Below are 25811 nucleotides of genomic sequence, written 5' to 3'. Positions count from 1 at the left end.
ATCTCGGCTTATAAACCGAGATTTTCATATTTTGTTCGATAACCAATCTGCAAGATTTTTCCATCTTGAATCAAGAGAGGACGTTTAATCAGCATACCATCATTAGCTAATAAGTCTAACGCTTGATCCACCGTCAAACTGTCAAATTTATCCTTCAGACCAAGTTCGCGGTAACTATTTCCTGAAGTATTAAAATACTTTTTCAATTCAAGACCTGTTGCTTCCATCCAAGCTTTTAGCTCTTCAGCGCTAGGCGGTGTTGACTTAATATCAATAGCTTCAAATTCCAAGCCCAAACTGTTCAGCTCTGCTTTTGCTGCCCGACAAGTCGAACATTTAGGATATTCATAAAATAAGATCATTTCTTCACCTCAAATTCTGGATTCTCATGTCGCAAGAGCCAGATTTTCTTATCCAGTCCACCTGCATAACCTGTCAACTGTCCTTTCTGATTGAGAACTCGGTGACAAGGAACAATAATAGAATAAGGATTACGCCCAACTGCACCTCCTACTGCCTGACCAGAACGAAGGCCCAGTTGCTGAGCCAGTTGTCCATAGGTAGTCGTCTGACCAATCGGAATCATCTTCAATAATTGCCAGACACGCTCTTGGAAATTTGTTCCCACAGCTTCTAATGGAAGGGTTGAAAAGTCCACCTGATCCCCTGAAAAATACTTGTCAAGCAATCGAGCTGTCTGGTCTAAAATGGGATGGGAGGCTAAAATAGCTTTCTCGTTCAAGCCTCGTTCAAAATATTTTTGCCCTTCAAACCAGACCCCTCTTAATCCCTTATCACTAGCCATTAATGACATGGGCCCAAGTGGACTGTGATAGATTTTCTTATACAGCATTCTAGCCTTTGTTTTTGATAACACGAACCTTGACAATGGCTTCTGTTGCTTCAAATTTGGCAACCAAGAGATCAATCTTCGCCTTGTCTGCTTCATCCAAATCCAACAAGGTATAGGCATAGTCACCCTTTGACTTGTTGATAATATTGTCAATGTTGATGCCTAATTCAGACACGGCTGTGGTGATTTTTGCCACCATGTTTGGAATGTTTTTGTTGATAAGGGTAATCCGATAGGGAGCATCCAAGAACTGTTTGACATTTGGGAAATTGACAGAGTTGATAATTTCACCCGTCTCCATAAAACGGCGAATGGTCTGACCAGCCGCAATGGCACAGTTAAGCTCCGCTTCTTCTGTTGACCCACCAACGTGCGGGAAGACAATAATATTGTCTTTATTGAGCACTTCTTCTGTACCAAAGTCAGTGATGTAGTTCTTAATAACTCCTGCTTCGATAGCTTCAAACAGGTCAGCGTTATTGACCAACTCACCGCGGGCGAAGTTAATCAAAGTCGTTCCTTTCTTCATTTGGCCAAAACTGTCCGCATTGAACAAATCGCGCGTCTTGTCTGTCAAAGGAACATGAACAGTAATGTAATCCGCGTTGCTAAAGATTTCTTTCAAATCATCCACACGTTTGACATGGCTTGAAATGGTCCATGCAGTTTCTACTGATACATAAGGGTCGTAACCGAGCACATTCATTCCCAGACGGCGGGCATCGTTAGCAATGCGCGCACCGATAGCACCAAGTCCGATAACACCAAGAGTCTTACCTGAAATTTCTGTCCCAGCAAACTGCTTCTTACCTGCTTCAACCTGCTTAGGTACATCATCTCCTGACAATGTATTTGCCCACGCCGTCGCTCCGATATAGTCACGTGCTGACAAGAGGATAGAAGCAATGACTGCCTCTTTTACGGCATTGGCATTGGCACCTGGAGTGTTAAAGACAACAATACCTTTCTCTGTTGCCTCTTCGATTGGGATATTGTTAGTCCCTGCTCCTGCACGGGCAATGGCTTTCAGATTTTCAGGAAAATCAAAGCCGTGCAAGTTTTCAGAACGAATGATAAAGGCATCTGGATTGGCCGCATGGTCACCATCAATCTGGAATTTATTACCCAATTCCTTCAAACCAACTTGGTTAATATTGTTAAAAGTACGTACGCTAAATACCATTTATTTTTACCTAAAAAGGCGGAATAGCTGCCGCCTGACTTTCTTTACTTCATTAATTATTTCCGAGTAACCAACGGTCGTCTTCACTGATTTCCTGGTAAAGACTCCGCTCGCTCTTTTGCTTGATTTTTTGATAGGCTAGACGTTCTCCATCTATTGGGACTTTACCACAATAGACATAGCCTAATTTTTTTAGAATGTGCTGCATTGTCTTATTCTGCTCGTGGGTATCACAGCGGAAATCCGGTCCTTTTTGACCTTCAATTAAACCTTGCAAAAAAGTTTGTATGATTCCTTGACCACGAAATTCGTCAGCTGCTGCAATTCTATGAAATGTTGTATATACAGGATGATTGTGCTGCCATTTTCCTTCATATATGGCCTCATATTCTGCTTCTTGACCACGATGAACGGCGGCATAAGCTGCCACCTTACCGTCAACTAGACCAACGTAACCTCTGCCAGAAAGAATGTCATCAAAGATATCCTCTTTATTTGGATACTCTCCCTGCCATTGATTGATACCGGAGGTTGCTAGAAATGCACGAGCATCTTCAAGAATATTGACAATAGCCTCCATCTCATTTGGATGTGCTAATCTAATTTCCATTAAACATTCTCCGCTGCAAATTTTTTCATAAAGTCAATCAATTCAACCACACCTTGACGTGGGAAAGCATTATAGAGTGACGCCCGCATCCCGCCTACTGAACGGTGACCTTTGATGTTCTTAAAGCCTGCCGCTGTCGCTTCTTTGACAAATTTAGCATCTAATTCTTCACTTGGTGAGACAAAAGGAATGTTCGCTACTGAACGCTCTTCTTTTTTACGGACAGGGTTGCTGTAAAAAGCTGACGCGTCAATGTAATCGTAAAGCAAACCAGATTTTTCACGGTTGATTTTCTCCATCTCATCAACACCACCAATTTCTTTTACCCATTCAAAGACGAGTTTAGAAATATAGATAGAATAAGCTGGTGGCGTATTATAAAGAGAGTCATTTTCTGCTTGAATACGGTAGTCCAACATGCTTGAAAGCATTGGTTGATCATTGAGGAAGTCCTCACGAACAATCACCACCGTCACACCAGCAGGACCAATATTTTTCTGAGCGCCAGCATAAATCATGGCAAAATCTTCAACATTATAGCGAGCCGCTAAGATGTTTGAAGACATATCACCAATAACTGGAACACCGTTGGTATCTGGAATATCGTAAACAGCTGTACCTTCAATGGTATTGTTGGTTGTCAAATGCACGTAAGCAGCAGTTGGATCAATATCATTTTTATCGAAGGTTGGCAATTCTGCATAGGTGATATCTTCTGTAGAGCCAAGCAAGATTGGTTCAAAGTCAATTGTTTTAGACAGCTTCACAGCCTCAGTATAGGCTTTTTTACCCCATGAGCCACCGACAAGATAGTAGGCTTTTTTACCTTGGGCAAAGTTGAGAGGAATCATGGTAAATTCCAAAGATGCTCCACCTTGTAAGAACAACACCTTGTAGTTATCAGGAATAGCCATCAATTCACGCAGGGTCGCTTCAGCACCTTTAATAATATCATCGAAGTCCTTGGAGCGATGCGACATCTCCAAAACACTCATTCCCGAACCATTGTAGTCCAAGAATTCAGCTTGGGCACGTTCAAGCACTGGTTTTGGCAATACTGCAGGACCTGCAGAGAAGTTGTAGATTGTCATAAAATCCCTCCATTAAGTTAGTCTGTTCATTATATCACAAATATTCAGACAATTCCATAAAATATGCTGAGTTCTCAGAAAAGGTACGGAAAATACCTAAAAACCAAAAAGACCAAGCATTAGCCTAGTCCATGATATATATCGTATACTTCTTGTTTTTTGAGTTGGTAGCGTTTGGCCACTTCTTTGATAGCCTGATTAGGTTTTATGCCGCTTGCAATTTCCCTTTCTACCTCAGCCTTCAAGTCCACTTCATCAGCAGAAGGATAGACTTCCTCTTCAGCACCCTCGACAATAATCAAGCATTCTCCCTTAAGTGGATTTTCTGCCAAATACTCTAGTAATTCGGAAATGCTTCCTCTCTGGTATTCTTCGTATAACTTGGTCAATTCTCGAACAACCGTTACCTGACGATCACCATAAACTGTCAACATATTTTCTAAAGTATCTGCCACACGATATGGAGATTCATAGAAAATTTGCGTCTCAGGATAGGTCTTTTTTTCTTGGAAAAATTCTTTTTGCTGCCCCGCTTTTCTCGGTAAAAATCCATAAAAAATATGTGGCTGGGGTGCCAAACCAGATGCAATCAAGGCTGTAATTCCTGCCGATGCTCCTGGAAGTGCTACAACAGGAATATCTTCCGCAATCGCTGCCCGTACCAGGTCATGACCAGGATCTGAAATGGAAGGCAGGCCTGCATCAGAAACTTGCGCAATGGACTGACCAGATTTGAGCCAATCAATCAAAACTGGAATTTTTTCATGGGCATTGTGTTCATGAAAGGATATTTGCTTGGTTTCTACTTCAAAATGTTTGAGTAGGAGGCCTGTATTTCTCGTATCTTCCGCTGCAATTATATCCACTTCTTTCAAAATCTGAACAGCTCGGAATGTCATATCCTGTAAGTTTCCAATAGGCGTTGGCACCAGATATAAAGTCCCAAAACTCGTCTGTCCCTTAAATGATTTTTGTACTTTCATCCTAATCTCGATTCAATAATTCTACACAGAACATACAAGGTTCATCATTATCCCTACGTTGACCATAAGAGAAGGTACAAATATGGAAACCATCTTCGTAAATATTCTCCAAATTCTCCTTACCAAAGTTGGAAGATTTATGGCCTGTCTTATCTTCTTTTTCCAAACGTTCGCGCAACTTGGAATTTTCCAAACGGAGGGTCATATTTTCATCAATAACTCCCTGTAAATGCTTTTTGATAGCATCCACTTCTGCCAACGTGGTTAGAAGATTTTGCGAAAAATCATCTAGGGCATCAAAAATTTCTTTTTTATCCATTATCTCCCTTTCTTTTATTTTACAGAGTTATGTACTCTAGACTATTTTGTAGACTTACGTTTGCCTGCCACATCTTCTTAGCCTTAAGAACAGCATCCATTTTTTCACGTACGTTTGCCGATTCCATCATTTTCTCAGATAATATCAGACTCAGAAGGTCAAACAAACGTCCCTGCTCAGCTTTTTCCACAGCTAAAGACACTAGGATTCCAACTTGCAAATAAGCACGTGCAGGCTCCACCAAGAGCAAGTCTGTAAATTTCTTTGTCTGTCCCATCAAATCTAAAAAGTTTTTATTTTCTGCTAACTTTTTCGCTTCTTCTTGACTTGAAACCAGTTGAGCTAAGAGATTCGCTTGTGTTTTTAACAAGCCCTCCTCTTCTAACATTCGCTCCATGGCCGGAATATTTTTAGGAAAACCTATAATCTGTGTCCGACTCTTGATAGTAGGAAGGACGGCTTCTTCCTGATTGGTCAATAAGAAGATGTGAATAGCTGACTGAGGTTCTTCAATCACTTTTAGCAAAGAGTTGGCTGCGTTAGCATGCATTTTCTCAGCATCACGAATAATGAAAACCTGCTTATTGGATTCAAATCCAGATTGTGAAAAATTCTTAACTAATTCACGTATCGTATCTGTTTTGATAACATTTCCCTGCGGTGCAATAACAGTAAGATCTGAAAACTCATTTGCTTCAATTAGGCGACAAGACCGACACTTCTGACAAGGAAGGACGCCTTCTTTCTCCTGACAAAATAACGATTGACTGAGAAAAATTGCCATATCAAAACTAGCAAAGTCACCTGAAAATAGATAGGCATGCGCCAAACGTCTCTGCTCTAAAATTGTCACAAAACGTTGAAATACACTGGGTTGTAAGTTTCTAAGTTCTTCAATCTTCATGTTCTTTCTGCAAACCGTTTCTTAATGACTGAAAGAGCATCTGCAACAACAGCCTCTAGTGGCTGACTGGCATCAATCTTTACCAACCGCTCTGGTTCCTGCTCTAAAATACTAAGATAGCCTTGACGCACCCGTCTATGCATATCTGCTTTTTCCATATCCAAGCGATCCACATCGCGGGCAGCATTGCGGGCAATTCGAGCCAGCCCCTCTTCTGTATCAATATCAAAATAGAGAGTTAAATCTGGTTTTAAACCATCTGTTGCAAACTGGTTGAGCCAATGAATGTCCTCTATATCCAAACCCCGTCCAAATCCTTGATAGGCAATAGAGGAATCGATAAAACGATCAATCAAGAGCAATTTCCCCTGTGCCAAGGGTGGAAGAATCTTTTCTTTCAAATGCTGACGTCGTGCTGCAATGAACAATAACAGCTCCGTCTTATCATCCATCGCTGTATTTGCAGGATTGAGAATTATATTGCGAATTTCTTCTGCAATAGCCACTCCACCTGGCTCTCTAGTTGTGACTACTTCTGGTCCCAATTCCTGCAAGGCTGGCAATAACTGTTGCAATACAGTTGTTTTTCCAGCTCCATCTGGACCTTCAAATGTAATAAAAAAACCGTTTCTCATCTTTCCCTCGCTCTTAGAACCTGTATACACAGTTCAGCACTTCCATCTAAGGCTAGTTTTTCAACTAGTCTTCGTTAGTTTTTTTCAAAATACAGTCAGTATTCCCTCAAAAAAACTGCCCTGATTAGCGAAAAACTATCTCTTATAGCCGTTTAGTTTACTTTTAGTACTTACTCCAACTATCTGAGAGATAGTTGGAGCTGTGCGGAGGTGAGAGTAAAGTAGTCCAGTGGACTATTTTAGCCCGAGCCAACTGCTTGGAAGTGAGGGGAACTCTTTTTAGACCAGTCGAGTTCTTTCCCACTCCCGTTTGAACTTGAAAATAAGGAAACGACGCTTCCTCGCTCGTCGAAGTAATAAAAGAGAAATTAAATGACCATATATACAAGTACTTCACTTGTGAATACTGGTTCTTAGATATTCATTCCATTTTACCAAAAATTAGTCAAAAAATCACTTGAAAATTGACTTGTTTTTAAGGAGAAAATCTTTTAAAATTGATATACACACATATTCGGAGGTGCTTATGGTTCGTTTGAAAAATATTTTACTTATTTTGCTTGGTGCAGGGCTATTTGCCTTTGGGCTAAATTATTTAATCATGCCCAATCGTCTATTCGAGGGTGGCGCAACTGGATTGACGCTGATTATTTACTACCTTTTTCATATTCAACCTTGGATAATGAACATTGTGATTAATATTCCATTGTTCATCCTCGGGTGGAAAATACTCGGTAAGAAGACTCTCTATCTCAGTATCTTGGGAACCTTTAGCGTTACCTTTTGGTTGGCCATTTTTGAAAAAATCCATTTTTCAATCAATCTACAACAAGATTTGATACTCGTTAGTATCCTTGGTGGGATTCTTATGGGACTAGGATTAGGAACCATCTTCCGTGCTGGCGGAACGACTGGGGGAAGCGATATTATTGCTCGTATAGGTCATAAATTCCTACCTTACTCCATTGGGCAAATCATTCTTGCAGTTGACATCCTCATCCTAACTCTGATTGTTATTGTTTTTAAAGACCTCCGAACAGTTCTATATACTTTAATGATGGTTGCTATTGCTTCCAAGGTTATTGATTTTGTCACGGAGGGCGGATATGGTAGCAAGGGTGTTATGATTGTTTCTCAAAAATCTGACCAATTGGCTCAGGCTATTGATTGTGAAATCGAGCGTGGTGTCACCTTTATCAAAGCACAAGGTTTCTACAGCAAAGCCGATGTCAACATGATTTACTCGGTCATATACAAGAGCCAACTCCAAGAGATGAAGGAGCTTATTCATCGCATTGACCCCCACGCATTTATCACCATTACAGACGCACATGAAGTACTCGGTGAGGGATTTACTTTAGATCGAGATAAAAAACCAATAGAACGCCATTAAACAAACCTGCAGTTTCGCTGAACTGCAGGTTTTATATTATTGATTGGTTTCAAGTGGTTGCTCTGCCTCAGACTGTGCTTCTTTGCCTTGCTCCAGCAAAGCAGCAATGATTTTTTGATCGCGTAGCTTAACAGAATCATTGATAGTCTCTGCTGACCGTACAATAGCTGCTTCCAACTCCCGGCGTTTCTGACGCCCTTCATCTATAGCTGCAATAATGCCATTATTTTGGGCAACCAAACTTTCTGCCAATTTGGTAACAGATGCTACTGAAAGGGTCGGATTCTGAGCTGTGCGTTCCATCATCGGGATGGCTTCTTTTGATGTATCCGCAAGCATTTGAAGAGCAGCATTATTAGCATTGACAATCGCATCTGCCGTCTGGCTAGACTTGATAGATTGTTGTAAGATGCCCAACTGTGCAATGGACAATTTCATTGTTGGAATAGTATTGCGACGTAACATCCCAAGGCGCTGTTTCATATCCGAAGAAACCTTGACCAGATTACGCATCTGCGGTGTCGTTGTCCACGCGACATATAAGCGACTCATATACTCAGAATGTTGTTGTTCGAGGATATTAGCAACCTCTGTTACACGTGCCAACTTCTCAGAAGCTACTTGATAATCGACTGTAGTCGGTACTAAAGTTGCGAGGTTTTCTTGTGCCAATTTTGCACGCTCTGCAGCTTCCTGACCAGTCGCTTCAATAAAGGCGATGACCCCCACCAAATTCTCGATAGACTTGGTATTATTTTCAATCAAAAGCTCTGCAGAAACAATATTGCGCGCCAACACCTCTTCCTGCTTGACCACACTGGCTGCCATGCTATCCATTTTCTTTTCAATGGTCTGCGAATCAAAATAAAATTCCTGCAAATCATTTTTGGTCTGCTTAAACAAGCGCTGGAAGAAACCTGGTTTCTTTTCTAATTCAGCAGTTGTGGAAATATCCTTATACTTAGCCACAAAACCATTCAATTCACGGTTGGTATTGGCCAAAAGCTCATCCACCTGCGGAATTTCAATCTTCTTCTGTTCTGACAAAATATGATTGACCGTGGCATTGACTTCTTCTACCGCTTCCTTACCAAAATCCAAGAGGGCATTTTGATTAGCTAAGAAATTATCCACCAATTGGGGAGCCTTGGCACGAATGCCTGTCTGTTGTTCTGGGGTCAATTGAGCCAAGAAAGAGACTTTTTTCGAATCACCTGCTGGCGTTGCTTGAATGATTTCCGTGGTCTTGTCCTTGGTTGATAAACTATTATTAGCAATCTGATCAATATCGAAATTAAATCCTGACATCTTCTCTATTCCTCTTCTCTTTTCATCATACGCAGACTGACTTCAAAATCTTTCATATCCGCTTCGTTAAATTGTTTGATGGTATCATCCAAATCCTTATCAAAAATTTCCATGGCTGATTTTGCCTGCACCAATCGTTCTTCTGCGTTGAAATAATCTTTCGGTGATTTTTTGATTTTCAAATAGCCCTGTAAAATATCGTTAAACCGACTCATATTGGCCTCATGGATAGCTGTCAATTCTTCCCGCTTATCTGTCGCCTTTTCCAGCTTTTCAAGAATAACAAGATTGTCTCTTTGAATATTACAATAGGTTTCTAGAATTTCAGGAGCTAAATCCGCTATCATGCCTTGTTCATCCATCACAGCATTACCACCAGTAGAAACCTGTGTGTCAGTATTTTCTTCTGTTTTAGCTTCTGGCAGTTTTAAATGATATTTTAGTTGCAAGGTATCTACAACCTCTTTACTTTCATATCCATTCAGATATTTTCCAACTTTTTGATAGAGCTGATCTAATTCAAATAATTGTCCTAACAGTCTGCTTCGCAACTGTAACACAACCTTATCCTCACCCTTTTCCACCAAGAGCTCTTGATGCTTTTCATAGCCCGAACGAATAGATAGCGCTAATACCTGCAAGCGTTTTATAGAATCTCTATTCAAAAAACGCTGGATAGCCTCTCTCTTGTAAAAATAGCCAATTAAAAGTCCAATGGGCAATAAGATATACCAGAAACTCATGACAAAACCGATTGCCAATAAAACAAGGAGGGCCACAAGTCCTGAATTATTTTTACCATATTTCTTATACTTTTTATATTTGTGCCCCATAGAGCCTCCTCATACATGATATACTTTATTATATCACATTCCCCTAAAATACTAGAATGATAGCTAAAGAAAAAAACCGAGAAATCTCGGTTTTTAAATATTTTTAGCAACAGTTGGAACCAAGCTATCCACTTGGATACCTGCACCTTCGAAAAGAGTTCGAACTTCTTCAACATCAACTTTTCCGTCAATCTGTACTTCGATGACAACTTTTCCAGACTTGGTAGCAAGTTGCACAGTAGATACAATATTATAATCCTTATCTGCCACCAATCGAATAATTTTTTCTAACTCCCCTGCCTTATTTTCAACAAGGAACCGAGCGCGTACTCCTTCTTCTCCATACCCTGAGACATGAAGAAAAGCTGCAAAAATATCACGATCAGTAATGACCCCATACAGTTGACCGTTATCAACAACTGGAAGAATCCCCACTTTGTTTTTATACATGAGATAAGCAGCATCTTCAAGACTAGCGTAACCTGAGACTGTAATAACATTCTTAATCATCACATCCTTGACCTTAGTCTTATTCAAAAGGTAGTTCATCTCGTAAATAGATAGGCTAGTTGCTTTCGATGGACTAGCTTCTGCGATCGTTCCCTCAGTGACCAAACCAACCAACTTATCATTTTCAATAACAGGTAGACGGTGCAAATCCTGTTCACGCATAATATCTGCAGCGTGTGCAATGGTTGTATCTGGTGAAATATAAACAACTTTACGGGTCATAAAATCTTTAACAGACATAGGACTTCCTCCTTTGGTAAATCATACTTTATTATACCACAAATCCGAAAACGATTTCAATATTTAATGAAAAGAAATGAAAATCAATTCTTATATAGTACCTTGAAAGGAATGTGGGAATAATCTCTGTGCGTTTTTAAAAATTCCAAAGCTTCTTTTTTTACCTGTACGAGATTGACACCTTGGGCATTGGCTCCATAGACACATCCACAATAGCACTGGCGATAAATGTCATACTCTTCACACATTTGAACTGAACGCTGATAGCCTCCATTTTTCTTAAAGTCACTCGGAAGATACTGGGTATCGTATAATTTCTGCACCTCAATCCCAACAGCATTGATGGTCTGCGAATTCTTATGTGGACTGATTGTCAAAGCCGAACCAAAATAGTCAAAACCAAGCTCAACTGCCTTCTCCGCTGTCTTATACAACCGATAATCATAGCAAACCTTACACCGATCTCCCCCCTCTGGCTCATTGGCGAGATGCTGAGTTTTCTTGAAAAATTCCTGAGGGCTATAGTCAGCTTCTAGGTAGCCTACCGACTGCCCAGTTTTCTGATTAAATTCTTTGACAAACTGTGCCGTCACGGCTGCCCGCCGCTGGTACTCCGCCTTTGGATGAATATTGGAATTCGCAAAATAGATGGTTACATCTGCATATTGAGTCAAGTACTCCAATGTATAGGTCGAGCATGGTGCACAACAGACATGCATGAGAATTTTCGGTCGAAGCCCCGCTTCCTGCCACGTGCTCGCCATTTTTTGAAATACTTTATCATAGTTAACCTTTTGATTCGGTGATAGAGTCGATAAAATCTCTTCAACTTTAATCATACAAACCTCCAAATATACATTCATTATACTATATTTGAAGACCACTGCATAGATAGTAATAACATAAGAGAAGGCTCCCCATTTCCAACCTAAAAAGGGCCTCCGGACCTTGAGATAAAGAAAAACGCCTGCCGGCGTTTCCTATTTCCAACTTAAAACGTGGGGTAACCCACTTATAAAGAAAACTGCCTACCGGCAGTTCTCATCTCCAACCTAAAATGAGGCGTCAGCCTCGGGGGACAAACTAGCAACATAAGTTGCTAGTTTTCCTATTTCCCGATTAAAACAGCCTATCCGGTTATAAAGAAAACTGCCTGCCGGCAGTTCCCATTTCCAACCTAAAACAACCCGTCAGGGTTGTTTTAGCCACCCAGATATGCTTTTTTGACTTCTTCTGAGGCGAGGAGTTCTTTTCCTGTTCCTGATAGGACAACTTTTCCTGTTTCTAGAACATAGCCACGGTCTGCGATAGCAAGGGCTTTGTTGGCATTTTGCTCAATCAAGAGGACAGTTGTTCCTTGTTTTTGAATATCTTGGATAATATCAAAAATTTCTTGGATAAAGATCGGAGCCAAGCCCATTGATGGTTCATCAAGGAGCAAGAGCTTTGGTTGGCTCATTAGGGCACGTCCCATTGCCAACATCTGTTGCTCACCACCTGAGAGGGTTGCCGCATCTTGGTTCTTACGCTCTTCCAAACGTGGGAAGCGTGCGAAGATTTTCTTCAAGTTAGCTTGGTTTTCCTCACGATTGTTGCGAAGGAAGGCACCCATTTCCAAGTTTTCCATAACAGTCAAGCCTGCAAAAACATGACGACCTTCTGGAACTTGTGATAAACCGTCCGCTACGATTTTACGAGCAGGAACTTTTTGAATCTCATTTCCAAGGAAAGAAATCGTTCCAGCTGATGGACGAACAAGTCCTGAAATAGTACGAAGGATAGAGGTTTTACCAGCACCATTAGCGCCGATAAGTGTTACAACTTCACCTTCATTAACCTCAAAGCTAACATCTTTAACAGCTTCGATAACACCGTAGTTAACGGAAAGATTTTTTACTTCTAACATTGCCATTAAGCTTCACCTCCAAGGTAGGCTTCAATTACACGCTTGTTATTACGAATTTCTTCTGGTGTACCATGGGCAATCAACCGACCGTACTCCAATACGTATATACGCTCCGTCACTTCCATAACCAAGCTCATATCGTGTTCGATCAAGATGATAGTAATGCCAAATTCTTCTTTGATCTTACGGATAAGTTGGGTCAATTCCGCCGTTTCTTGTGGGTTCATACCAGCCGCTGGTTCATCCAAGAAAAGAATTTTTGGTTCAGTCGCAAGGGCACGAACGATTTCCAAACGACGTTGTTGACCGTAAGGAAGGTTCTTAGCCAGTGTATCCGCATCACCATCCAAATCGAAAATTTTCAAGAGGTCAATCGCCTTGTTTTTCAACTCTTCTTCATTTTTATAAAATGCTGGAAGACGGAAGAAACTTGCAAATACTTCTGATTTACCATGGTTGCCAAGACCAATCAAAACATTTTCCAAAACGGTCATATTTTTGAATAAACGAATGTTCTGGAAAGTACGACCAAGACCAAGCGAAGCAATTTTTGATGGTGCTTTACCGTTCAAAATAGTCCCTGCAAGAGAAATTGTCCCCTCGCTTGGCTCATAAACACCTGTCAAGAGGTTGAAAAGAGTCGTTTTACCAGCACCATTTGGACCGATAAGACCAACCAATTCCCCTTCATGAAGTTCCATGGTCACATCACCAACGGCAGTCAGGCCACCGAAGTTCTTGGTTAAATCTTTTACTTCAAGTAATGCCATTACTTAACCTCCTTCTTCTTGAGTAGAGCTGCTACGCTGAATTCCTTAGTTCCCAAAAGACCTCCAGGACGGAAAATCATCAAGAGAATAAGAGCTAATGAATAGATAATCATTGAAATATCAGAGTAACTCTTGAGGAATACGTTCAAAATACCAAGTACAATGGCTGCTACAAAGGTACCTGTGATAGAGCCCAAACCACCCAATACAATGATAATCAAAACATTAACGGAGGTCATAAAGGCAAAGTCTTTCGGAACAATTGTCCCAACGTATCCTGCATGGAGACCACCTGCAATGGCTGCCGTCATGGCACCAAATACAAAGGCTGAAACCTTCACAAATGTTGGGTTGACACCAACTGATTCTGCCGCAATCTCATCTTCACGAACAGAAATGGTTGCACGCCCCATTGGACTACGTAGGAAGTTAACTGTCACCAAGGTTGTGATGATTACAAAAATATAAACTAAAGGCCAGCTTGTAAAGAGTGGAATAGACATAATACCTGCTGCACCATTCGTTACACTACCACCATTGATAATTAAAATACGAATAATCTCCGCAACACCGAGTGTCGCAATGGCAAGGTAGTCCCCTTTCAAACGAAGGGTTGGAAGACCGACTAAGAGGGCCACTGCACCCGCAACAAACATACCTACAATCAAGGCAATGGCAAATCCACCATAAGATGGCATCATTTTACCAAGAATACCAACTGCATAAGCACCGATGGCCATAAATCCTGCATGTCCAAGAGAAAATTGACCTGAGAAACCGACAATCAAGTTGAGGCCAACAGCCAAAATAATTTGAATTCCGATTTGCTGAACAATCTGGATGTAGTAAAAATTCAGAATCCCTGCTGAAACAAGTCCCTGAATAATTCCAAAGCCAGCTAATAAGATTGCCAACCAAATTGCATTAACTTTTAAATTTTGCTTCATGGTTACACCTTCTCTTTCACATTCTTACCAAGAATACCACTTGGACGTACAAGGAGGATAACAATCAGAACAGCATATACAATTGCATCACGGAAGGTATCCAAACCAATTACGTAAGTAAATGTTTCAATAATACCGATAACGAATCCACCAAGTGCTGCACCAGGGATAATTCCGATACCACCCAATACTGCTGCTACGAAGGCTTTCAAACCTGGGGTCATCCCCATGAATGGTTCGATTTGGTTATAATACAAACCAAGAAGAACTCCCGCTGCACCCGCAAGAGCTGAGCCAAGTGCAAATGTAAAGCTGATTGTACGGTTTACATTGATCCCCATTAACTGAGCTGCATCGCTGTCTACAGAAACGGCACGCATGGCTTTACCCATTTTTGTGCGTTTAACGATCAATTGCAGAGCAACCATCAAAACAAGGGAAACACCCAATATAATCAGCTGGATATTGGTTACTGAAACTGGACCAAGATTAAAAGTCACAGACTCAATAGCTTGTGGGAAAGCTTTAACATCCGCTGTAAATAATTTCACCATGGTGTATTCAAGGAAGAAGGAAACACCGATGGCGGTAATCAAGGCTGCAATACGCGTTGAATGACGCAAGGGACGATAAGCCAAAAATTCAATGACGACACCAAGAAGAGCAGTTCCAACCATTGACAAGATGAGGGCAACAAAGAATCGTGTGCCACCGTCGGCAATGAAAGTCAGGTTATTTAATAAGAAATACCCCATAAAAGCCCCCATCATATAGAGGTCACCGTGGGCAAAGTTAATGAGTTTGATAATTCCGTATACCATGGTATAACCAAGGGCCAAGAGGGCGTATACAGAACCTAAAATCAAACCATTGACAAGTTGTTGAAGCATTAGGTTCACCAATCTTTCTAAATATTTTCAAGCTCAATAAGCATTGTTACATTATACAAAATTTTCTGAAAATAAGCAAGTTACTTGATATTTTTTAATAATCCTTAAACGTTTTCAATCCTGAAAAAGCAGAGAAGGCTGGAAAAACCAGCCCACTCGATTATTCTGAAATAGAAACAGTATCAACAGATGATTGCTCACCGTTTGTCAAACCAACTACATATACTGATTTCACAACGTTGTGCTCTGCATCAATAGACATTGTACCAGTTACACCTTCGAAATCTTTCAAAGCTGCAAGGTTGTCTTTAATTGTTTTTGAATCTGCTGCACCTTCTGCTGCTTTAGCCGCCATGTAAACTGAGTCATACGCCAATGCTGAGAACATTGAAGGCTCTTCGTTGTATTCTTTCTTATATGCATCGTAGAATGCTTTAGCTTTATCGCTTGCTGAAGTTACGAAAGCAGAAAGGTAGTAAACATTTGAAGCTGCTGAAGCTGTTGCCAATTCAGTAAATTGTGGTGAGTCAAAACCATCTGAACCAAGAATTGGTTGGTTTAGACCAAGACCACGAGCTTGTTTCACGATTGTACCTGTTTCGTTATAGTAACCAGGCATGATAATAGCATCAAATTTCTTATCTTTCAACTTAGTCAAAGCTGCTTGGAAATCTTTATCACCAGATGCAAATGTGATTTCTGATACGATTTCACCTGTGTATGCTTTCTTGAAGGCTTCTGCTACCCCTTTACCGTAGTCAGAAGAGTTATCGAAGTAGAGAACAACTTTCTTAGCAGACAAGTTTTCAGTCGCATACTTAGCCATGATTTGACCTTGGTATCCATCAGTAAATGTTGCACGGAAGAAGTAGTCTTGAACTTCACCTTTGTCATTAACAACCAAGTTTGTTTGAGTTCCTGAAGGTGTAATCATTGGAACTCCTGCTGAAGTCAAGGCAGGAATAGATGCTGCAGAAGCACCTGAAGTTGCAGGACCGATGACAAGGTTTGCACCTTCACTTGCCAAGCTAGTTGCTACAGTAGCTGCTTCAGCTGTCTCTGATTTGTTATCTTTTGTGATAACTTCAATCTTTTTACCGTCAATACCACCAGCTGCATTGATTTCTTTTACAGCCAAGTTGGCACCTTTTTCTTCAGTTTGACCATATGAAGAAACTGCACCCGAAAGTTCCAAGTTATAACCAATTTTAAATGTATCACCAACTTCAACACCTGCTGCGGAAGTATTAGTTGTTGAAACATTACCACATGCTGCAAGTAGAGCTGCAGAGGCGAAGGTAGCAAGAGCTACAGCAAATTTTCTTGTTTTCATGAAAATCCCCTTAAATCTTTCTTAAATTTTACGATGTATCTAATATACTGAATTATCTGAAAATTGTCAACAAAAAAAGAAAAAATTTTTTAAAAAAGGAAAACAGCAAGTAAAAACAGGCTATCAAGCCTGTTCAAACATTACATTACTGCCTCTTATTCCCGCCATAAACTACCAACAAAATCTTGATTGATATCTTTGATATATGAAGGAACCACTTTTTTGACAAACTTTTCTTTTTTTAGTTTCGCCATAATCTCTTCTTGCTGGTCTTGATTTATATAAACAGAAACGTAGCGTAATCGTTTTGAATGATAAATCAAATCACCATATTGGCTCAGCTTGCGAGCATCTCGATTGTAATGCAAGTAAATGGTTAAACAAGTGCGTGGCTGTTTCTCAAACATAACTTCTCCTCTTCAAGTAACTCTGAACTTATTATACCTTTTTCATTGAAAATTGAAAAGCTTGAGCTGATTCAAAAAAGAGATGAATAAATCATCTCTTTCCAACTAGTCACTTATTTTGCTTTTGTATTGTCCATGATTTGGTCAATGAAGCCGTAAGCAAGTGTTTCTTCGGCTGTCATCCAGTAATCACGTTCTGCATCCTTATGGATTTGTTTGACTGTTTTACCTGAATTATCAGCTAAGATTTTTTCCAATTTGTTACGGGTTTTGAGCAAGTGCTCAGCAGCAATAGCCATATCTGTTTGTTGCGTACCGCCACCAGTTCCGCCCATTGGCTGGTGAATCATGTATTCTGCATTTGGCAACATGAAACGTTTACCCTTGGCACCGCTTGAAGCAATGATGGTTCCCATGCTTGCTGCTGTTCCCATAACAATCGTTTGAACATCAGCTTTAATGAAATTCATCGTGTCTACAATGGCAAGACCTGCTGACACAGAACCTCCTGGTGTATTGACATAAAGATAAATATCCTTAGTTGGGTCTTGGGCATCAAGGAAAAGCAATTGGGCAATGATTGAGTTTGCCATGTTGTCCTCAACTGGTCCTGTCAACATGATAATACGGTCTTTCAACAGGCGTGAGTAAATATCATACGAACGTTCACCACGACTAGTTTGTTCAATAACTACTGGAATCATACGAATCCTCCTTCATTTCAATAACAAGTATGAACCCATTATATAGAATTAGTCAAAATTGGTCAAATAAAAAACACGATTTAAGGAAATCATGACCACCCGTGAAAACGGGTGGTTTAAACAAGGGCTATAAGCCCACATCACCAGCCAGCGCCTAAAGACGCTGACTTTCACTTTGTTCAAGCCTCACTGCTTTTGACTCGTCACTAGCCTCTTAAAGAGGCATTCGTACTACTTGCCATTATCCCTAAAGGGATCTTCATACTCTTTTACACTTAACTTATCAAGTGCTATATCATGTTTAACTCGCTTTCTAGATTTTAAGCTCGTGAAGAAATCATCCACTGGATAATTTCTTTATTCTTGTATATATTTCTTAATTGTGGCTTCATTAAGTCCAACTTACACTCTTCAACAATTCCCCAAATTGTTGAAGCTCTCTGCCCAGAAATGACGATTACCAAATTTATAGAGAGATTGGCGTGTTTATCAAACATCATAAGAGCACTCTTGCCTTTTAAATAGCCCATAAAACTGGATACACTTAACCTTGGAGGAATACTGACTAACATGTGAACATGGTCTGGCATCAGATGACCTTCGATAATTTCAACACCTTTATAACTACACAATCGTCGAAATATCTCTCCAAGACTACTTCGATATTGATTATAGATAATTTTTCGTCTATACTTAGGGGTGAAGACAATGTGGTAGAACACAGCCACTTTGTATGTAATAAACTATGTGCCTTTTGCGCCATATTTTTCTCCTTTCGCTTTACAATTGGCTTGAACACCTTTATTGTATCGCGTTTGGAGTTTTTTTGGTATAACCTTCATCGCGCACCCGCATAGCGGGTGGTTTATTTGTCACGCACCTTACGGAGCGTGACGGACTAAAAGTCACATAATGAAAAAGAAACCAGCAAGCTGATTCCTTTCTATCAATTATTTTGTACCGAACAAGCGGTCACCAGCATCACCAAGACCTGGAACAATGTAGCCTTTTTCATTAAGTTTTTCATCTAAGGCTGCTGTGTAGATATCAATATCTGGATGTGCTTCTTGAAGAGCTTTTACACCTTCTGGAGCTGAAACAAGAGCAACAAATTTGATATTTGAAGCACCACGTTTTTTCAATGAATCCACTGCAAGAATAGCTGAACCACCTGTCGCAAGCATTGGGTCAACTACAAAAATATGGCGTTGGTCAATATCTTCTGGTAATTTTACAAGGTACTCAACTGGTTGAAGGGTTTCTTCATCACGATACATACCGATGTGCCCAACCTTTGCCGCTGGTACAAGGCTAAGCAAGCCGTCAACCATACCAACACCTGCGCGAAGGATTGGTACAATGGCCAATTTTTTACCGGCAATTTGCTTTTGAACTGTTTTCGTAATTGGTGTTTCAATCTCCACATCTTCCAATGGCAAGTCACGCAAAACTTCGTAACCCATTAGCATCGCGATTTCATTAACCAACTCACGAAAATCCTTTGTTGAAGTAGATGTACGACGAAGGATAGACAACTTATGCTGAATGAGTGGGTGTGAAATGACTTGGAATTTACCCATGATGATAAAACCTCTCTTTTTTGTTTTTTCTATTTTACCAAAAATTCATGAAAAAAGCATGGGAAAAGAAAAACTGAGTAACTTATTTTTTAAAAACTATCGCCTCGAAAGGTCTCAGAACATTCTCATCCAAATTGACACCATTTTCGTAATTATGCATAAACAGGAAGTATCCCTCGCTCGATACATCGAAGACTTGCTCTTCACTTGTGAAATTGACTAAAATAATGAAATCATCCTGTTCATCATATTTACGGTAGGCCATTACTAAGTTGTTCCCTGTCTCAATCACTTCATATTTTCCTTCAGACATACAGGGATACTCTTTCCGAAGAGCGATTAATTTTTGATAGGTATAGAAAAGCGATTGTTTGTCTGCAAGTGCTTTTTCAACGTTGATGTCTTTGACAGTATCTCCCAAAGCCAGCCAGGCTTGACCTGTACTGAAGCCCGCTCCTTCTGCTCCTGTCCATTGCATTGGACGGCGAGCATTATCACGACCTTTGGCATTTATAGAAGTAATCAATTCCTCCTTGGTGAAGCCATTTTCAATCCGCTCCGCATACATGCGACGTGTTTCAATATCGTCCGCTTGGCTAATATCCGTAATCGGTGTATTAATCATACCAATTTCCTCACCTTGGTAGATATAAGGGGTCCCTGACATAAAATGAAGATAAATAGCCAACATTTTACCACTTAGTTCACGAAATGCAGGTCGATCATCACCAAAGCGAGAAATGGCACGAGGTAAATCGTGGTTATTCCAGAAAAGTGAGTTCCAGCCTTTACCAACCAGTTCAGTCTGCCATTTGGATAGAACCTTATGCAAACGTGCTGGATCAAGCGGTGCCAAATCCCACTTCTCTTTCCCTTCCTGCTGATCCAGTCCGACATGTTCAAATTGGAAAATCATCGAAAATTCTTTTCGGTCAGGATGAGAATACAACTGAGCATTTTCTGGATTGGCACTCCAGGTTTCCCCAACAGTCACTAAGTCGTATGCACCAAAGGTTTTCTCATTTAATTCCTGAATAAGAGGATGGAGAGTCGGTCCATCGGCTGTAATTAATTTTTCCGGTTCTTTTCCAATCAAATCAATCACATCTAGCCTGAAACCACCGACACCTTTTTCAATCCAAAAATTGATCATATCCCAGATTTCTTGTTTCAGAGCAGGATTTTTCCAGTTCAAATCCGGTTGCTTAACAGAGAATTGGTGGAGGTAGTATTTGTTCAGATGAGGAACGTATTCCCAAGCAGAGCCTGAAAAGGTCGAGCGTAATTCATTCGGCTCATCAGCCCAAACATAATAGTCATAATAGGGATTATCTGGTCCATTGAGGGCTTCTTGAAACCAGAAATGTTCATCCGAGGTATGATTGAGCACCAAATCCATGATTATTTTAATATTACGCTTATGGCCTTCTGCAATCAGCTCTTCCATATCTTCCATGGTCCCAAATTCTGGAGCAATTCCTTGGTAATCACTGATGTCGTAACCATTGTCATCCATGGGGGACTGATAAACAGGACTGAGCCAAATAGCATCAATTCCAAGCTCGTGAAGATAATCTAATCTGCTGATAATCCCTCGAATATCTCCAATTCCATCTCCATTTGAATCTTGAAAACTACGAGGGTAAATTTGGTAAATAACAGACTTCTTCCACCAATCTGTCTTTTGTATTTCTAACATTTGATTAATCCTTTCTGTACAATCTTATTTACGCAAGAAAAAGGGGATCCCCCTTTTTCTAAATAATTAAATTACAATTCGATTGAAGTGACTTTTCCTTCTTCTATTTCAACAATTTCAAAGGTTTTTTCTTTTAGGTTTGCTGTTAAGCGGGCGGATACCCCTGCATCTTGATGATTCCAGAATATTTCCATACTTGATTCATCCAGCATCTTAACAGAGAACTCTCCGTCGAAAGCTGGACTTGTATTGCGGAATTTAAGGAGTTTGAATAAGGACTGTACAACTGGCCGTTGTACTTCCTGCTCAATTTCTTCTAAATCATAGTAATGGCGATTGATATTGCGGCCTTCTTTACTTGATTCTAAAAGTTCAATATCATTTTCACCTGCAAGTAAACCAACATAGTATATCTGTGGAATACCTGGTGCAAAGCATTGGAGAACACGCGCTAATAGGTAAGCTTGATCGTTATTGCCAAGGGCAGAATAGTAAGTACAGTTAATCTGATAAATATCCAAATTATTGTAGGCTTCAGTACTATAAATTTTCTTCACATTGGCACCTTGTGCATACAAGGCTTCACGCGTTTCCTCTGTCTCCTCATCCGTCAGCAAATCCTTAACATCCACAACACCGATTCCATCATGTGTATCTAGGGTTGTAAATTGCTTGCGAGGGCAAATCTCCATCCAGTGAACAAGGCGGTTGACATTGCCTGAATAAAGAGCATGAAGAACCAGCATCGGAAGGGCAAAGTCATAGACATAGTAGTCTTGCTCAGCGATTTTTTGCTGAATGGTGTAATGTTCATGGATTTCTGGTAAGATTTCCACTCCTTTTGGTGCCAATAACTGACGTGGAAAATGGAGCATTTCCCAAATATCAGGCTCCACAAAGAAACAATTGGTTCCGATTTTTTTATTGGCATAAGCAAAGGCATCCAAGCGAATAATGGAAGCTCCGTGGTCCGCTAGCTGTTCCAGATTTTCCTGAATAAAGCGACGAGTTGTTTCCGTTGTCACATCGAGGTCAATCTGCTGCTCATCAAAGGTACACCATACCTTCTCCTCGCTACCATCAGCAAATGTTGCAATTCGATATGGAGCACGAGGTTTACGCTTATAGATCAAATCAACATCTTCTTGCGTTGGCTCACCATTTGGCCAAAAGTTTTTATAGCGAATGAACAAATCCGCATAAGCTGATTCATCTTTCTTTTCAAGAAAATCAAGGAAATACGGTGACTTGGCTGAAATATGATTGATCATAAAATCGAACATCAGATAATAGTCCTTACTCAATGCTTCAATATCTGACCAGTCTCCAAATGCAGGGTCTACCTTTGTATAATCCATTGGCGCAAACCCACGGTCACCTGATGATGGGAAAAACGGCAGTATATGGATACCTCCCACAACATCCTTTAATGGTCCCTCAAGAACTTTTTTCAAATCCTTGAGATTCTTACCCAAACTGTCTGAGTAAGTAATCAACATAGCTTGGTTTTTAATTTTCATAGATATTCTCCTTTGTAAGCCTTTTCTTTTTTATTTTTTAGAAAAGGTTGAACAAGTCAACCTTTGTAATTATTTGACAGAACCACTTGTCATACCTGAAATAATATGTTTCTGGAAGACAAGGTATACCAATAATATTGGGATAATCCCCACAACATAGGATGCAAATGATGGGCCATAGTCACTAAAATACATACCTTGGTAATTGTATTGGAAAAGAGGTAAAGTCCACATGCTTTGATCACGATTCAATACTAGCAAAGGCAAGAGGAAATCGTTCCAGACCCAGAGGGCATTGATAATCAAAACGGTTGCATGCATGGGTTTCATGAGCGGGAAAATGATTTTCCAGTACATACTAAATTTATCACAGCCATCAATAGCTGCCGCCTCATCCATTTCTTCAGGAACAATGGTCTTGATATAGCCGACATAGAGGAAGAGGGCCTGAGGAACTGCATAGGTCAAATATAGAATAATCAAACCCACAATATTGTTCAAACCAAGGCTTGACATTAATTTGGTCATTGGGAGCATAATAACCTGAAAAGGTACGAAAATCCCAATAATCAAGAAAAAGTAGATAAAGTTAAATACTGTCTGGCGTTTCATTTGACGAGCTACGGCGAAAGCTGCCATTGGAATAACAAGTAATATCAAGCCAACTGCTACAATCGTAATCAAGGCAGAATTGCCAAAATATTGTACAATTCCATCATTAAACAAGCGTTCGTAGTTATTTAAGGTGAAATTTTCAGGAAGACCAAAGAAGTTGCTCGTGATTTCCTTGGTTGGTTTGAATGAGCTGATAATGGTCACGAGTAGCGGAATAAACATGAAGAGAATACCGCTGAAGAGCACGAGATAGACCCACCAATTTTTCTGTTTTTGAGTATTCATGTCTGTCCTCCTAGATTTCAAATTTCTTCGAAATTCTCATCTGAATTAATGAGATGACAATAATGAAGATGAAGAGTACTACAGCCAAAGCATTGGCATAAGAGAATTTATTGTCTACAAAGGCATAGTTGTAAACGAGTAAACCCAAGGATTCTGTTTTGCCGTCTGGGCCACCACTTGTCAGTGCAAAGATAAGGTCAAATGCTGTCAAACCTGACTTCATTGCCAAGATGAAAACCATACTGATAGATGGTAATAAGAATGGAAGCTCAATGTTGAAGAATTGTTGAGAGCGTGTTGCACCATCAATAGCTGCTGCTTCCTTCACATCTTCTGGAATACTTTGTAAGCCAGACAGGAAGATGATGACTGGCATAGCCAATCCTTGCCAGAGAGCCACAAAAAGTACAGCTGGAATAACAGTATTTTCTTGTACCAATAAGTTTTCCATCAACCAATCGATATGAAGGATTTCTCCAATCTGTGTAAAACCATAGTTGAACAATTGGACAAAAATCAAGCCTAAAGTGACTGTGGATAGTACTGCTGGGAAGAAATACCAGGTTCTAAAGAAACCAACTGCTTTAATCTTACGATTGAGGAGACTAGCCAACCAAATACCGATGACAATTTCACCAATGACTAAACCAATGGTGAAGATAATGGTAAAAGTCATAGACGTATAAAAATCGGGATTCTTCAAGATATCTAGATAGTTTTGAATACCTATCAAACTAAAATCTGATGTCAATCCATTCCAATCCGTCAAGCTATAATAGATCCCTGTAAATAGGGGATAGAAGAAAAAGATTAACTGTAGGCCAATTGGTATGGCAACAAATAGATAAGGCCAATATTTGGCAATAAAACCTTTTTGATTCATCATGATACTCCTTTTAGCGTTTGTTATAGTTGTTGCAACTCAGCTCCATCTGAATTTAGGGGGCTTCGAGATAAAGCTGAATTGGAACAACTATAAGGGTAAGAAGAGAAATCCCCACTTACATCATTTATAGTTGTTATGTATTACTTACTTCATTGGGTCAAAGAAAGCATTCAATTCGTTCGCAAGCTTATCTGCCTTTGGATCTTTGATTGTTTCTACAGCGATGGTCCAGAAATCATTTTGCGATGTCCATTCTTTATGCAACCATGCAATTTGCTTATCAGTAAAGGCATATTGGGCAACTCCTTCAATTTCTGGGAACTTCCCTTCTGTTTCAACTCCCTCGACAGAAGTTGGCGAACCGTCTACATCATAATATTTTTGCATGACTTCTTTGCTAGACATATAAGCGAGGAACTTTTTAGCTTCTTCTGGGTGTTCCGTCTTGGCACTGATTGACAAAGCTAAGTCGGCACCACCGATAGTCACATCATCCCCTTCTTTTTCTCCAGGGAAGGCAAAGATACCGTAATCCAAATCAGCATTCTGTTGATTGATGACTGCAGCAGCCCAGCTACCTTGTGGCATCATGAGAGCTTTGCCATCTGCAAATGCTGCGACAGCATCGGCATACTTAGCTCCTGAAAATCCTGATTGACCGTTGTCATGTAATAATTCGAAGGATTTAACAACTGCTTGCGTTGCTGGATTGTCAGCTGTGATACTACCTTTGCCACTCCGAACTAGGATATCTTGAGCTTGGTCATAACCTCCTGCCGCGCTCACCCATGCCAACTGATGGAATCCATTTAGTGACCAAGAATCAGCCAAAGACAGCGCAAATGGTGTTTCACCCTTGTCTTTAATCGTCGCTACTAATTTTTCGAATTCAGCAGTTGTTTTTGGCACTTCTAGGCCTAATTCTTTAAATTTAGCCTTGTTATAATAGATGCCATAGACATTGGTGTTCAATGGGAGAGAATAAATTTTATTATCAACAGCATAGAATTCTGCTGCTCCCTCTTTCAAATTGCCAACTCCAGCATCCTCTCCGAGTTCTAGAAAACGACCATCTTTTGCCCAAGCATCAAAATCTGCCGCAACCGGATAGACATTGATAATATCTGGATCTTCATTGTTGGCCATACGAGTTTTCAAGATGGTTTCTGCATCTGGCACACTGGAAAATTTAATACTAATGTCAGGATTGGCCTTTTCAAAATCAGTAATGATTTCTTGCAAGGTCGCTTGCATTTCTGGTTTTTGCGAGAAATATTCTAGCTCGACTTTATCGCTAGACCCCGCCGAGCCATTCCCACATGCTGCTAGCAAACTAGCAAAAGCAATCACAGATGCACTTTTAACGAATGTTGTAAATTTCATTTTCTTTCTCCCTTTTTATACCTA

Annotated in this window: 27 protein-coding genes and 1 pseudogene; 1 reads left to right on the top strand and 27 read right to left on the bottom strand. The window is 40.2% G+C overall.

Annotated features, from left to right (window positions below):
• Positions 1-8: 8 nt before the first annotated feature.
• The 9 genes from P7J36_RS04495 to tmk form a co-directional block, all read right to left on the bottom strand.
• A complete protein-coding gene (locus tag P7J36_RS04495) occupies positions 9-362 on the bottom strand; it encodes an arsenate reductase family protein (protein WP_024379686.1) in 354 nt (117 codons plus the stop codon).
• Complete coding sequence (locus P7J36_RS04490) at positions 359-853, bottom strand: methylated-DNA--[protein]-cysteine S-methyltransferase (RefSeq protein WP_099831672.1); 495 nt, start codon at positions 851-853, stop codon at positions 359-361. Before P7J36_RS04490 ends, P7J36_RS04495 begins: the two co-directional genes overlap by 4 nt.
• A gap of 1 nt (position 854) precedes the next feature.
• A complete protein-coding gene (locus P7J36_RS04485; RefSeq protein ID WP_408551355.1) occupies positions 855-2036 on the bottom strand; it encodes a 3-phosphoglycerate dehydrogenase family protein in 1182 nt (393 codons plus the stop codon).
• A gap of 52 nt (positions 2037-2088) precedes the next feature.
• A complete protein-coding gene (locus P7J36_RS04480) occupies positions 2089-2646 on the bottom strand; it encodes a GNAT family N-acetyltransferase (protein ID WP_099780003.1) in 558 nt (185 codons plus the stop codon).
• A complete protein-coding gene (gene serC, locus P7J36_RS04475; RefSeq protein WP_408551356.1) occupies positions 2646-3737 on the bottom strand; it encodes a 3-phosphoserine/phosphohydroxythreonine transaminase in 1092 nt (363 codons plus the stop codon). The genes P7J36_RS04480 and serC overlap by 1 nt, the downstream gene beginning before the upstream one ends.
• A gap of 119 nt (positions 3738-3856) precedes the next feature.
• Complete coding sequence (gene rsmI / locus P7J36_RS04470; RefSeq protein ID WP_408551357.1) at positions 3857-4720, bottom strand: 16S rRNA (cytidine(1402)-2'-O)-methyltransferase; 864 nt, start codon at positions 4718-4720, stop codon at positions 3857-3859.
• A 1-nt stretch (position 4721) separates the two neighbouring features.
• On the bottom strand, positions 4722-5039 hold the full coding sequence (yabA, locus tag P7J36_RS04465) for a DNA replication initiation control protein YabA (RefSeq protein WP_029186567.1): 318 nt from the start codon (positions 5037-5039) through the stop codon (positions 4722-4724).
• 19 nt (positions 5040-5058) lie between these two features.
• Positions 5059-5943 carry a DNA polymerase III subunit delta' gene (locus P7J36_RS04460; RefSeq protein ID WP_408551358.1) on the bottom strand — a complete coding sequence of 295 codons (885 nt, stop codon included), beginning with the start codon at positions 5941-5943 and terminating at the stop codon, positions 5059-5061.
• A complete protein-coding gene (gene tmk / locus P7J36_RS04455; RefSeq protein WP_408551359.1) occupies positions 5940-6578 on the bottom strand; it encodes a dTMP kinase in 639 nt (212 codons plus the stop codon). The genes P7J36_RS04460 and tmk overlap by 4 nt, the downstream gene beginning before the upstream one ends.
• A 526-nt stretch (positions 6579-7104) precedes the next feature.
• On the opposite strand from tmk, the gene P7J36_RS04450 reads away from it, so the two are divergent.
• Complete coding sequence (locus tag P7J36_RS04450; protein WP_002935357.1) at positions 7105-7971, top strand: YitT family protein; 867 nt, start codon at positions 7105-7107, stop codon at positions 7969-7971.
• 36 nt (positions 7972-8007) lie between these two features.
• Here P7J36_RS04450 and P7J36_RS04445 read toward each other — a convergent pair whose 3' ends face one another.
• The 18 genes and pseudogenes from P7J36_RS04445 to P7J36_RS04360 all read right to left on the bottom strand — a co-directional run bounded on the left by P7J36_RS04445 (position 8008) and on the right by P7J36_RS04360 (position 25787).
• A complete protein-coding gene (locus tag P7J36_RS04445) occupies positions 8008-9279 on the bottom strand; it encodes a toxic anion resistance protein (RefSeq protein ID WP_408551360.1) in 1272 nt (423 codons plus the stop codon).
• Positions 9280-9284: 5 nt separating this feature from the next.
• Positions 9285-10112: a hypothetical protein gene (locus P7J36_RS04440; protein ID WP_221864484.1), complete on the bottom strand. Its 828-nt coding sequence runs from the start codon at positions 10110-10112 to the stop codon at positions 9285-9287.
• Positions 10113-10205: 93 nt separating this feature from the next.
• On the bottom strand, positions 10206-10862 hold the full coding sequence (locus tag P7J36_RS04435; protein ID WP_002935353.1) for a CBS domain-containing protein: 657 nt from the start codon (positions 10860-10862) through the stop codon (positions 10206-10208).
• An 83-nt stretch (positions 10863-10945) separates the two neighbouring features.
• A complete protein-coding gene (locus P7J36_RS04430) occupies positions 10946-11701 on the bottom strand; it encodes an epoxyqueuosine reductase QueH (RefSeq protein WP_408551361.1) in 756 nt (251 codons plus the stop codon).
• 362 nt (positions 11702-12063) lie between these two features.
• A complete protein-coding gene (locus tag P7J36_RS04425; RefSeq protein ID WP_002937288.1) occupies positions 12064-12774 on the bottom strand; it encodes an ABC transporter ATP-binding protein in 711 nt (236 codons plus the stop codon).
• Positions 12774-13538: an ABC transporter ATP-binding protein gene (locus P7J36_RS04420; RefSeq protein WP_408551362.1), complete on the bottom strand. Its 765-nt coding sequence runs from the start codon at positions 13536-13538 to the stop codon at positions 12774-12776. The genes P7J36_RS04425 and P7J36_RS04420 overlap by 1 nt, the downstream gene beginning before the upstream one ends.
• A complete protein-coding gene (locus P7J36_RS04415) occupies positions 13538-14485 on the bottom strand; it encodes a branched-chain amino acid ABC transporter permease (protein ID WP_408551363.1) in 948 nt (315 codons plus the stop codon). The genes P7J36_RS04420 and P7J36_RS04415 overlap by 1 nt, the downstream gene beginning before the upstream one ends.
• Before the next feature lie 2 nt (positions 14486-14487).
• Positions 14488-15375: a branched-chain amino acid ABC transporter permease gene (locus tag P7J36_RS04410; RefSeq protein ID WP_172099475.1), complete on the bottom strand. Its 888-nt coding sequence runs from the start codon at positions 15373-15375 to the stop codon at positions 14488-14490.
• A gap of 160 nt (positions 15376-15535) precedes the next feature.
• Complete coding sequence (locus P7J36_RS04405) at positions 15536-16708, bottom strand: ABC transporter substrate-binding protein (protein WP_408551364.1); 1173 nt, start codon at positions 16706-16708, stop codon at positions 15536-15538.
• 155 nt (positions 16709-16863) lie between these two features.
• Positions 16864-17115 (bottom strand): DUF2129 domain-containing protein, encoded by a 252-nt coding sequence (locus P7J36_RS04400; RefSeq protein WP_408551365.1) that lies wholly within the window; start codon positions 17113-17115, stop codon positions 16864-16866.
• 113 nt (positions 17116-17228) lie between these two features.
• On the bottom strand, positions 17229-17819 hold the full coding sequence (locus tag P7J36_RS04395) for an ATP-dependent Clp protease proteolytic subunit (RefSeq protein ID WP_074389118.1): 591 nt from the start codon (positions 17817-17819) through the stop codon (positions 17229-17231).
• A 231-nt stretch (positions 17820-18050) separates the two neighbouring features.
• Positions 18051-18582 (bottom strand): annotated as a pseudogene (gene tnpA, locus P7J36_RS04390) (IS200/IS605 family transposase).
• Between the two features lie 187 nt (positions 18583-18769).
• A complete protein-coding gene (gene upp, locus P7J36_RS04385) occupies positions 18770-19399 on the bottom strand; it encodes a uracil phosphoribosyltransferase (protein ID WP_002937309.1) in 630 nt (209 codons plus the stop codon).
• Between the two features lie 82 nt (positions 19400-19481).
• Positions 19482-21098 carry a glycoside hydrolase family 13 protein gene (locus P7J36_RS04380; protein WP_408551366.1) on the bottom strand — a complete coding sequence of 539 codons (1617 nt, stop codon included), beginning with the start codon at positions 21096-21098 and terminating at the stop codon, positions 19482-19484.
• Between the two features lie 71 nt (positions 21099-21169).
• On the bottom strand, positions 21170-22618 hold the full coding sequence (gtfA, locus tag P7J36_RS04375) for a sucrose phosphorylase (RefSeq protein ID WP_408551367.1): 1449 nt from the start codon (positions 22616-22618) through the stop codon (positions 21170-21172).
• Between the two features lie 69 nt (positions 22619-22687).
• Positions 22688-23518, bottom strand: coding sequence for a carbohydrate ABC transporter permease (locus tag P7J36_RS04370; protein ID WP_408551368.1), 831 nt, complete (start codon positions 23516-23518; stop codon positions 22688-22690).
• Between the two features lie 10 nt (positions 23519-23528).
• Positions 23529-24401 carry a carbohydrate ABC transporter permease gene (locus P7J36_RS04365; RefSeq protein WP_024401778.1) on the bottom strand — a complete coding sequence of 291 codons (873 nt, stop codon included), beginning with the start codon at positions 24399-24401 and terminating at the stop codon, positions 23529-23531.
• A gap of 147 nt (positions 24402-24548) precedes the next feature.
• Entirely contained in the window at positions 24549-25787 is a 1239-nt protein-coding gene (locus P7J36_RS04360; protein ID WP_044688399.1) for an extracellular solute-binding protein, read from the bottom strand.
• Between the last annotated feature and the right edge of the window lie 24 nt (positions 25788-25811).

Source organism: Streptococcus suis (genome assembly GCF_046032115.1).
GTDB lineage: Bacteria > Bacillota > Bacilli > Lactobacillales > Streptococcaceae > Streptococcus > Streptococcus suis_AJ.
Note: the sequence above shows the minus strand (reverse complement) of the source record. Positions and strands in the feature narration are given on the sequence as shown.

What these genes read in the sequence shown, in the direction of transcription:
- P7J36_RS04495 (WP_024379686.1), bottom strand. Translation starts at nt 362, where the DNA reads ATGATCTTATTTTATGAATATCCTAAATGTTCGACTTGTCGGGCAGCA.
- P7J36_RS04490 (WP_099831672.1), bottom strand. Translation starts at nt 853, where the DNA reads ATGCTGTATAAGAAAATCTATCACAGTCCACTTGGGCCCATGTCATTA.
- P7J36_RS04485 (WP_408551355.1), bottom strand. Translation starts at nt 2,036, where the DNA reads ATGGTATTTAGCGTACGTACTTTTAACAATATTAACCAAGTTGGTTTG.
- P7J36_RS04480 (WP_099780003.1), bottom strand. Translation starts at nt 2,646, where the DNA reads ATGGAAATTAGATTAGCACATCCAAATGAGATGGAGGCTATTGTCAAT.
- serC (WP_408551356.1), bottom strand. Translation starts at nt 3,737, where the DNA reads ATGACAATCTACAACTTCTCTGCAGGTCCTGCAGTATTGCCAAAACCA.
- rsmI (WP_408551357.1), bottom strand. Translation starts at nt 4,720, where the DNA reads ATGAAAGTACAAAAATCATTTAAGGGACAGACGAGTTTTGGGACTTTA.
- yabA (WP_029186567.1), bottom strand. Translation starts at nt 5,039, where the DNA reads ATGGATAAAAAAGAAATTTTTGATGCCCTAGATGATTTTTCGCAAAAT.
- P7J36_RS04460 (WP_408551358.1), bottom strand. Translation starts at nt 5,943, where the DNA reads ATGAAGATTGAAGAACTTAGAAACTTACAACCCAGTGTATTTCAACGT.
- tmk (WP_408551359.1), bottom strand. Translation starts at nt 6,578, where the DNA reads ATGAGAAACGGTTTTTTTATTACATTTGAAGGTCCAGATGGAGCTGGA.
- P7J36_RS04450 (WP_002935357.1), top strand. Translation starts at nt 7,105, where the DNA reads ATGGTTCGTTTGAAAAATATTTTACTTATTTTGCTTGGTGCAGGGCTA.
- P7J36_RS04445 (WP_408551360.1), bottom strand. Translation starts at nt 9,279, where the DNA reads ATGTCAGGATTTAATTTCGATATTGATCAGATTGCTAATAATAGTTTA.
- P7J36_RS04440 (WP_221864484.1), bottom strand. Translation starts at nt 10,112, where the DNA reads ATGGGGCACAAATATAAAAAGTATAAGAAATATGGTAAAAATAATTCA.
- P7J36_RS04435 (WP_002935353.1), bottom strand. Translation starts at nt 10,862, where the DNA reads ATGTCTGTTAAAGATTTTATGACCCGTAAAGTTGTTTATATTTCACCA.
- P7J36_RS04430 (WP_408551361.1), bottom strand. Translation starts at nt 11,701, where the DNA reads ATGATTAAAGTTGAAGAGATTTTATCGACTCTATCACCGAATCAAAAG.
- P7J36_RS04425 (WP_002937288.1), bottom strand. Translation starts at nt 12,774, where the DNA reads ATGGCAATGTTAGAAGTAAAAAATCTTTCCGTTAACTACGGTGTTATC.
- P7J36_RS04420 (WP_408551362.1), bottom strand. Translation starts at nt 13,538, where the DNA reads ATGGCATTACTTGAAGTAAAAGATTTAACCAAGAACTTCGGTGGCCTG.
- P7J36_RS04415 (WP_408551363.1), bottom strand. Translation starts at nt 14,485, where the DNA reads ATGAAGCAAAATTTAAAAGTTAATGCAATTTGGTTGGCAATCTTATTA.
- P7J36_RS04410 (WP_172099475.1), bottom strand. Translation starts at nt 15,375, where the DNA reads ATGCTTCAACAACTTGTCAATGGTTTGATTTTAGGTTCTGTATACGCC.
- P7J36_RS04405 (WP_408551364.1), bottom strand. Translation starts at nt 16,708, where the DNA reads ATGAAAACAAGAAAATTTGCTGTAGCTCTTGCTACCTTCGCCTCTGCA.
- P7J36_RS04400 (WP_408551365.1), bottom strand. Translation starts at nt 17,115, where the DNA reads ATGTTTGAGAAACAGCCACGCACTTGTTTAACCATTTACTTGCATTAC.
- P7J36_RS04395 (WP_074389118.1), bottom strand. Translation starts at nt 17,819, where the DNA reads ATGATTCCAGTAGTTATTGAACAAACTAGTCGTGGTGAACGTTCGTAT.
- upp (WP_002937309.1), bottom strand. Translation starts at nt 19,399, where the DNA reads ATGGGTAAATTCCAAGTCATTTCACACCCACTCATTCAGCATAAGTTG.
- P7J36_RS04380 (WP_408551366.1), bottom strand. Translation starts at nt 21,098, where the DNA reads ATGTTAGAAATACAAAAGACAGATTGGTGGAAGAAGTCTGTTATTTAC.
- gtfA (WP_408551367.1), bottom strand. Translation starts at nt 22,618, where the DNA reads ATGAAAATTAAAAACCAAGCTATGTTGATTACTTACTCAGACAGTTTG.
- P7J36_RS04370 (WP_408551368.1), bottom strand. Translation starts at nt 23,518, where the DNA reads ATGAATACTCAAAAACAGAAAAATTGGTGGGTCTATCTCGTGCTCTTC.
- P7J36_RS04365 (WP_024401778.1), bottom strand. Translation starts at nt 24,401, where the DNA reads ATGAATCAAAAAGGTTTTATTGCCAAATATTGGCCTTATCTATTTGTT.
- P7J36_RS04360 (WP_044688399.1), bottom strand. Translation starts at nt 25,787, where the DNA reads ATGAAATTTACAACATTCGTTAAAAGTGCATCTGTGATTGCTTTTGCT.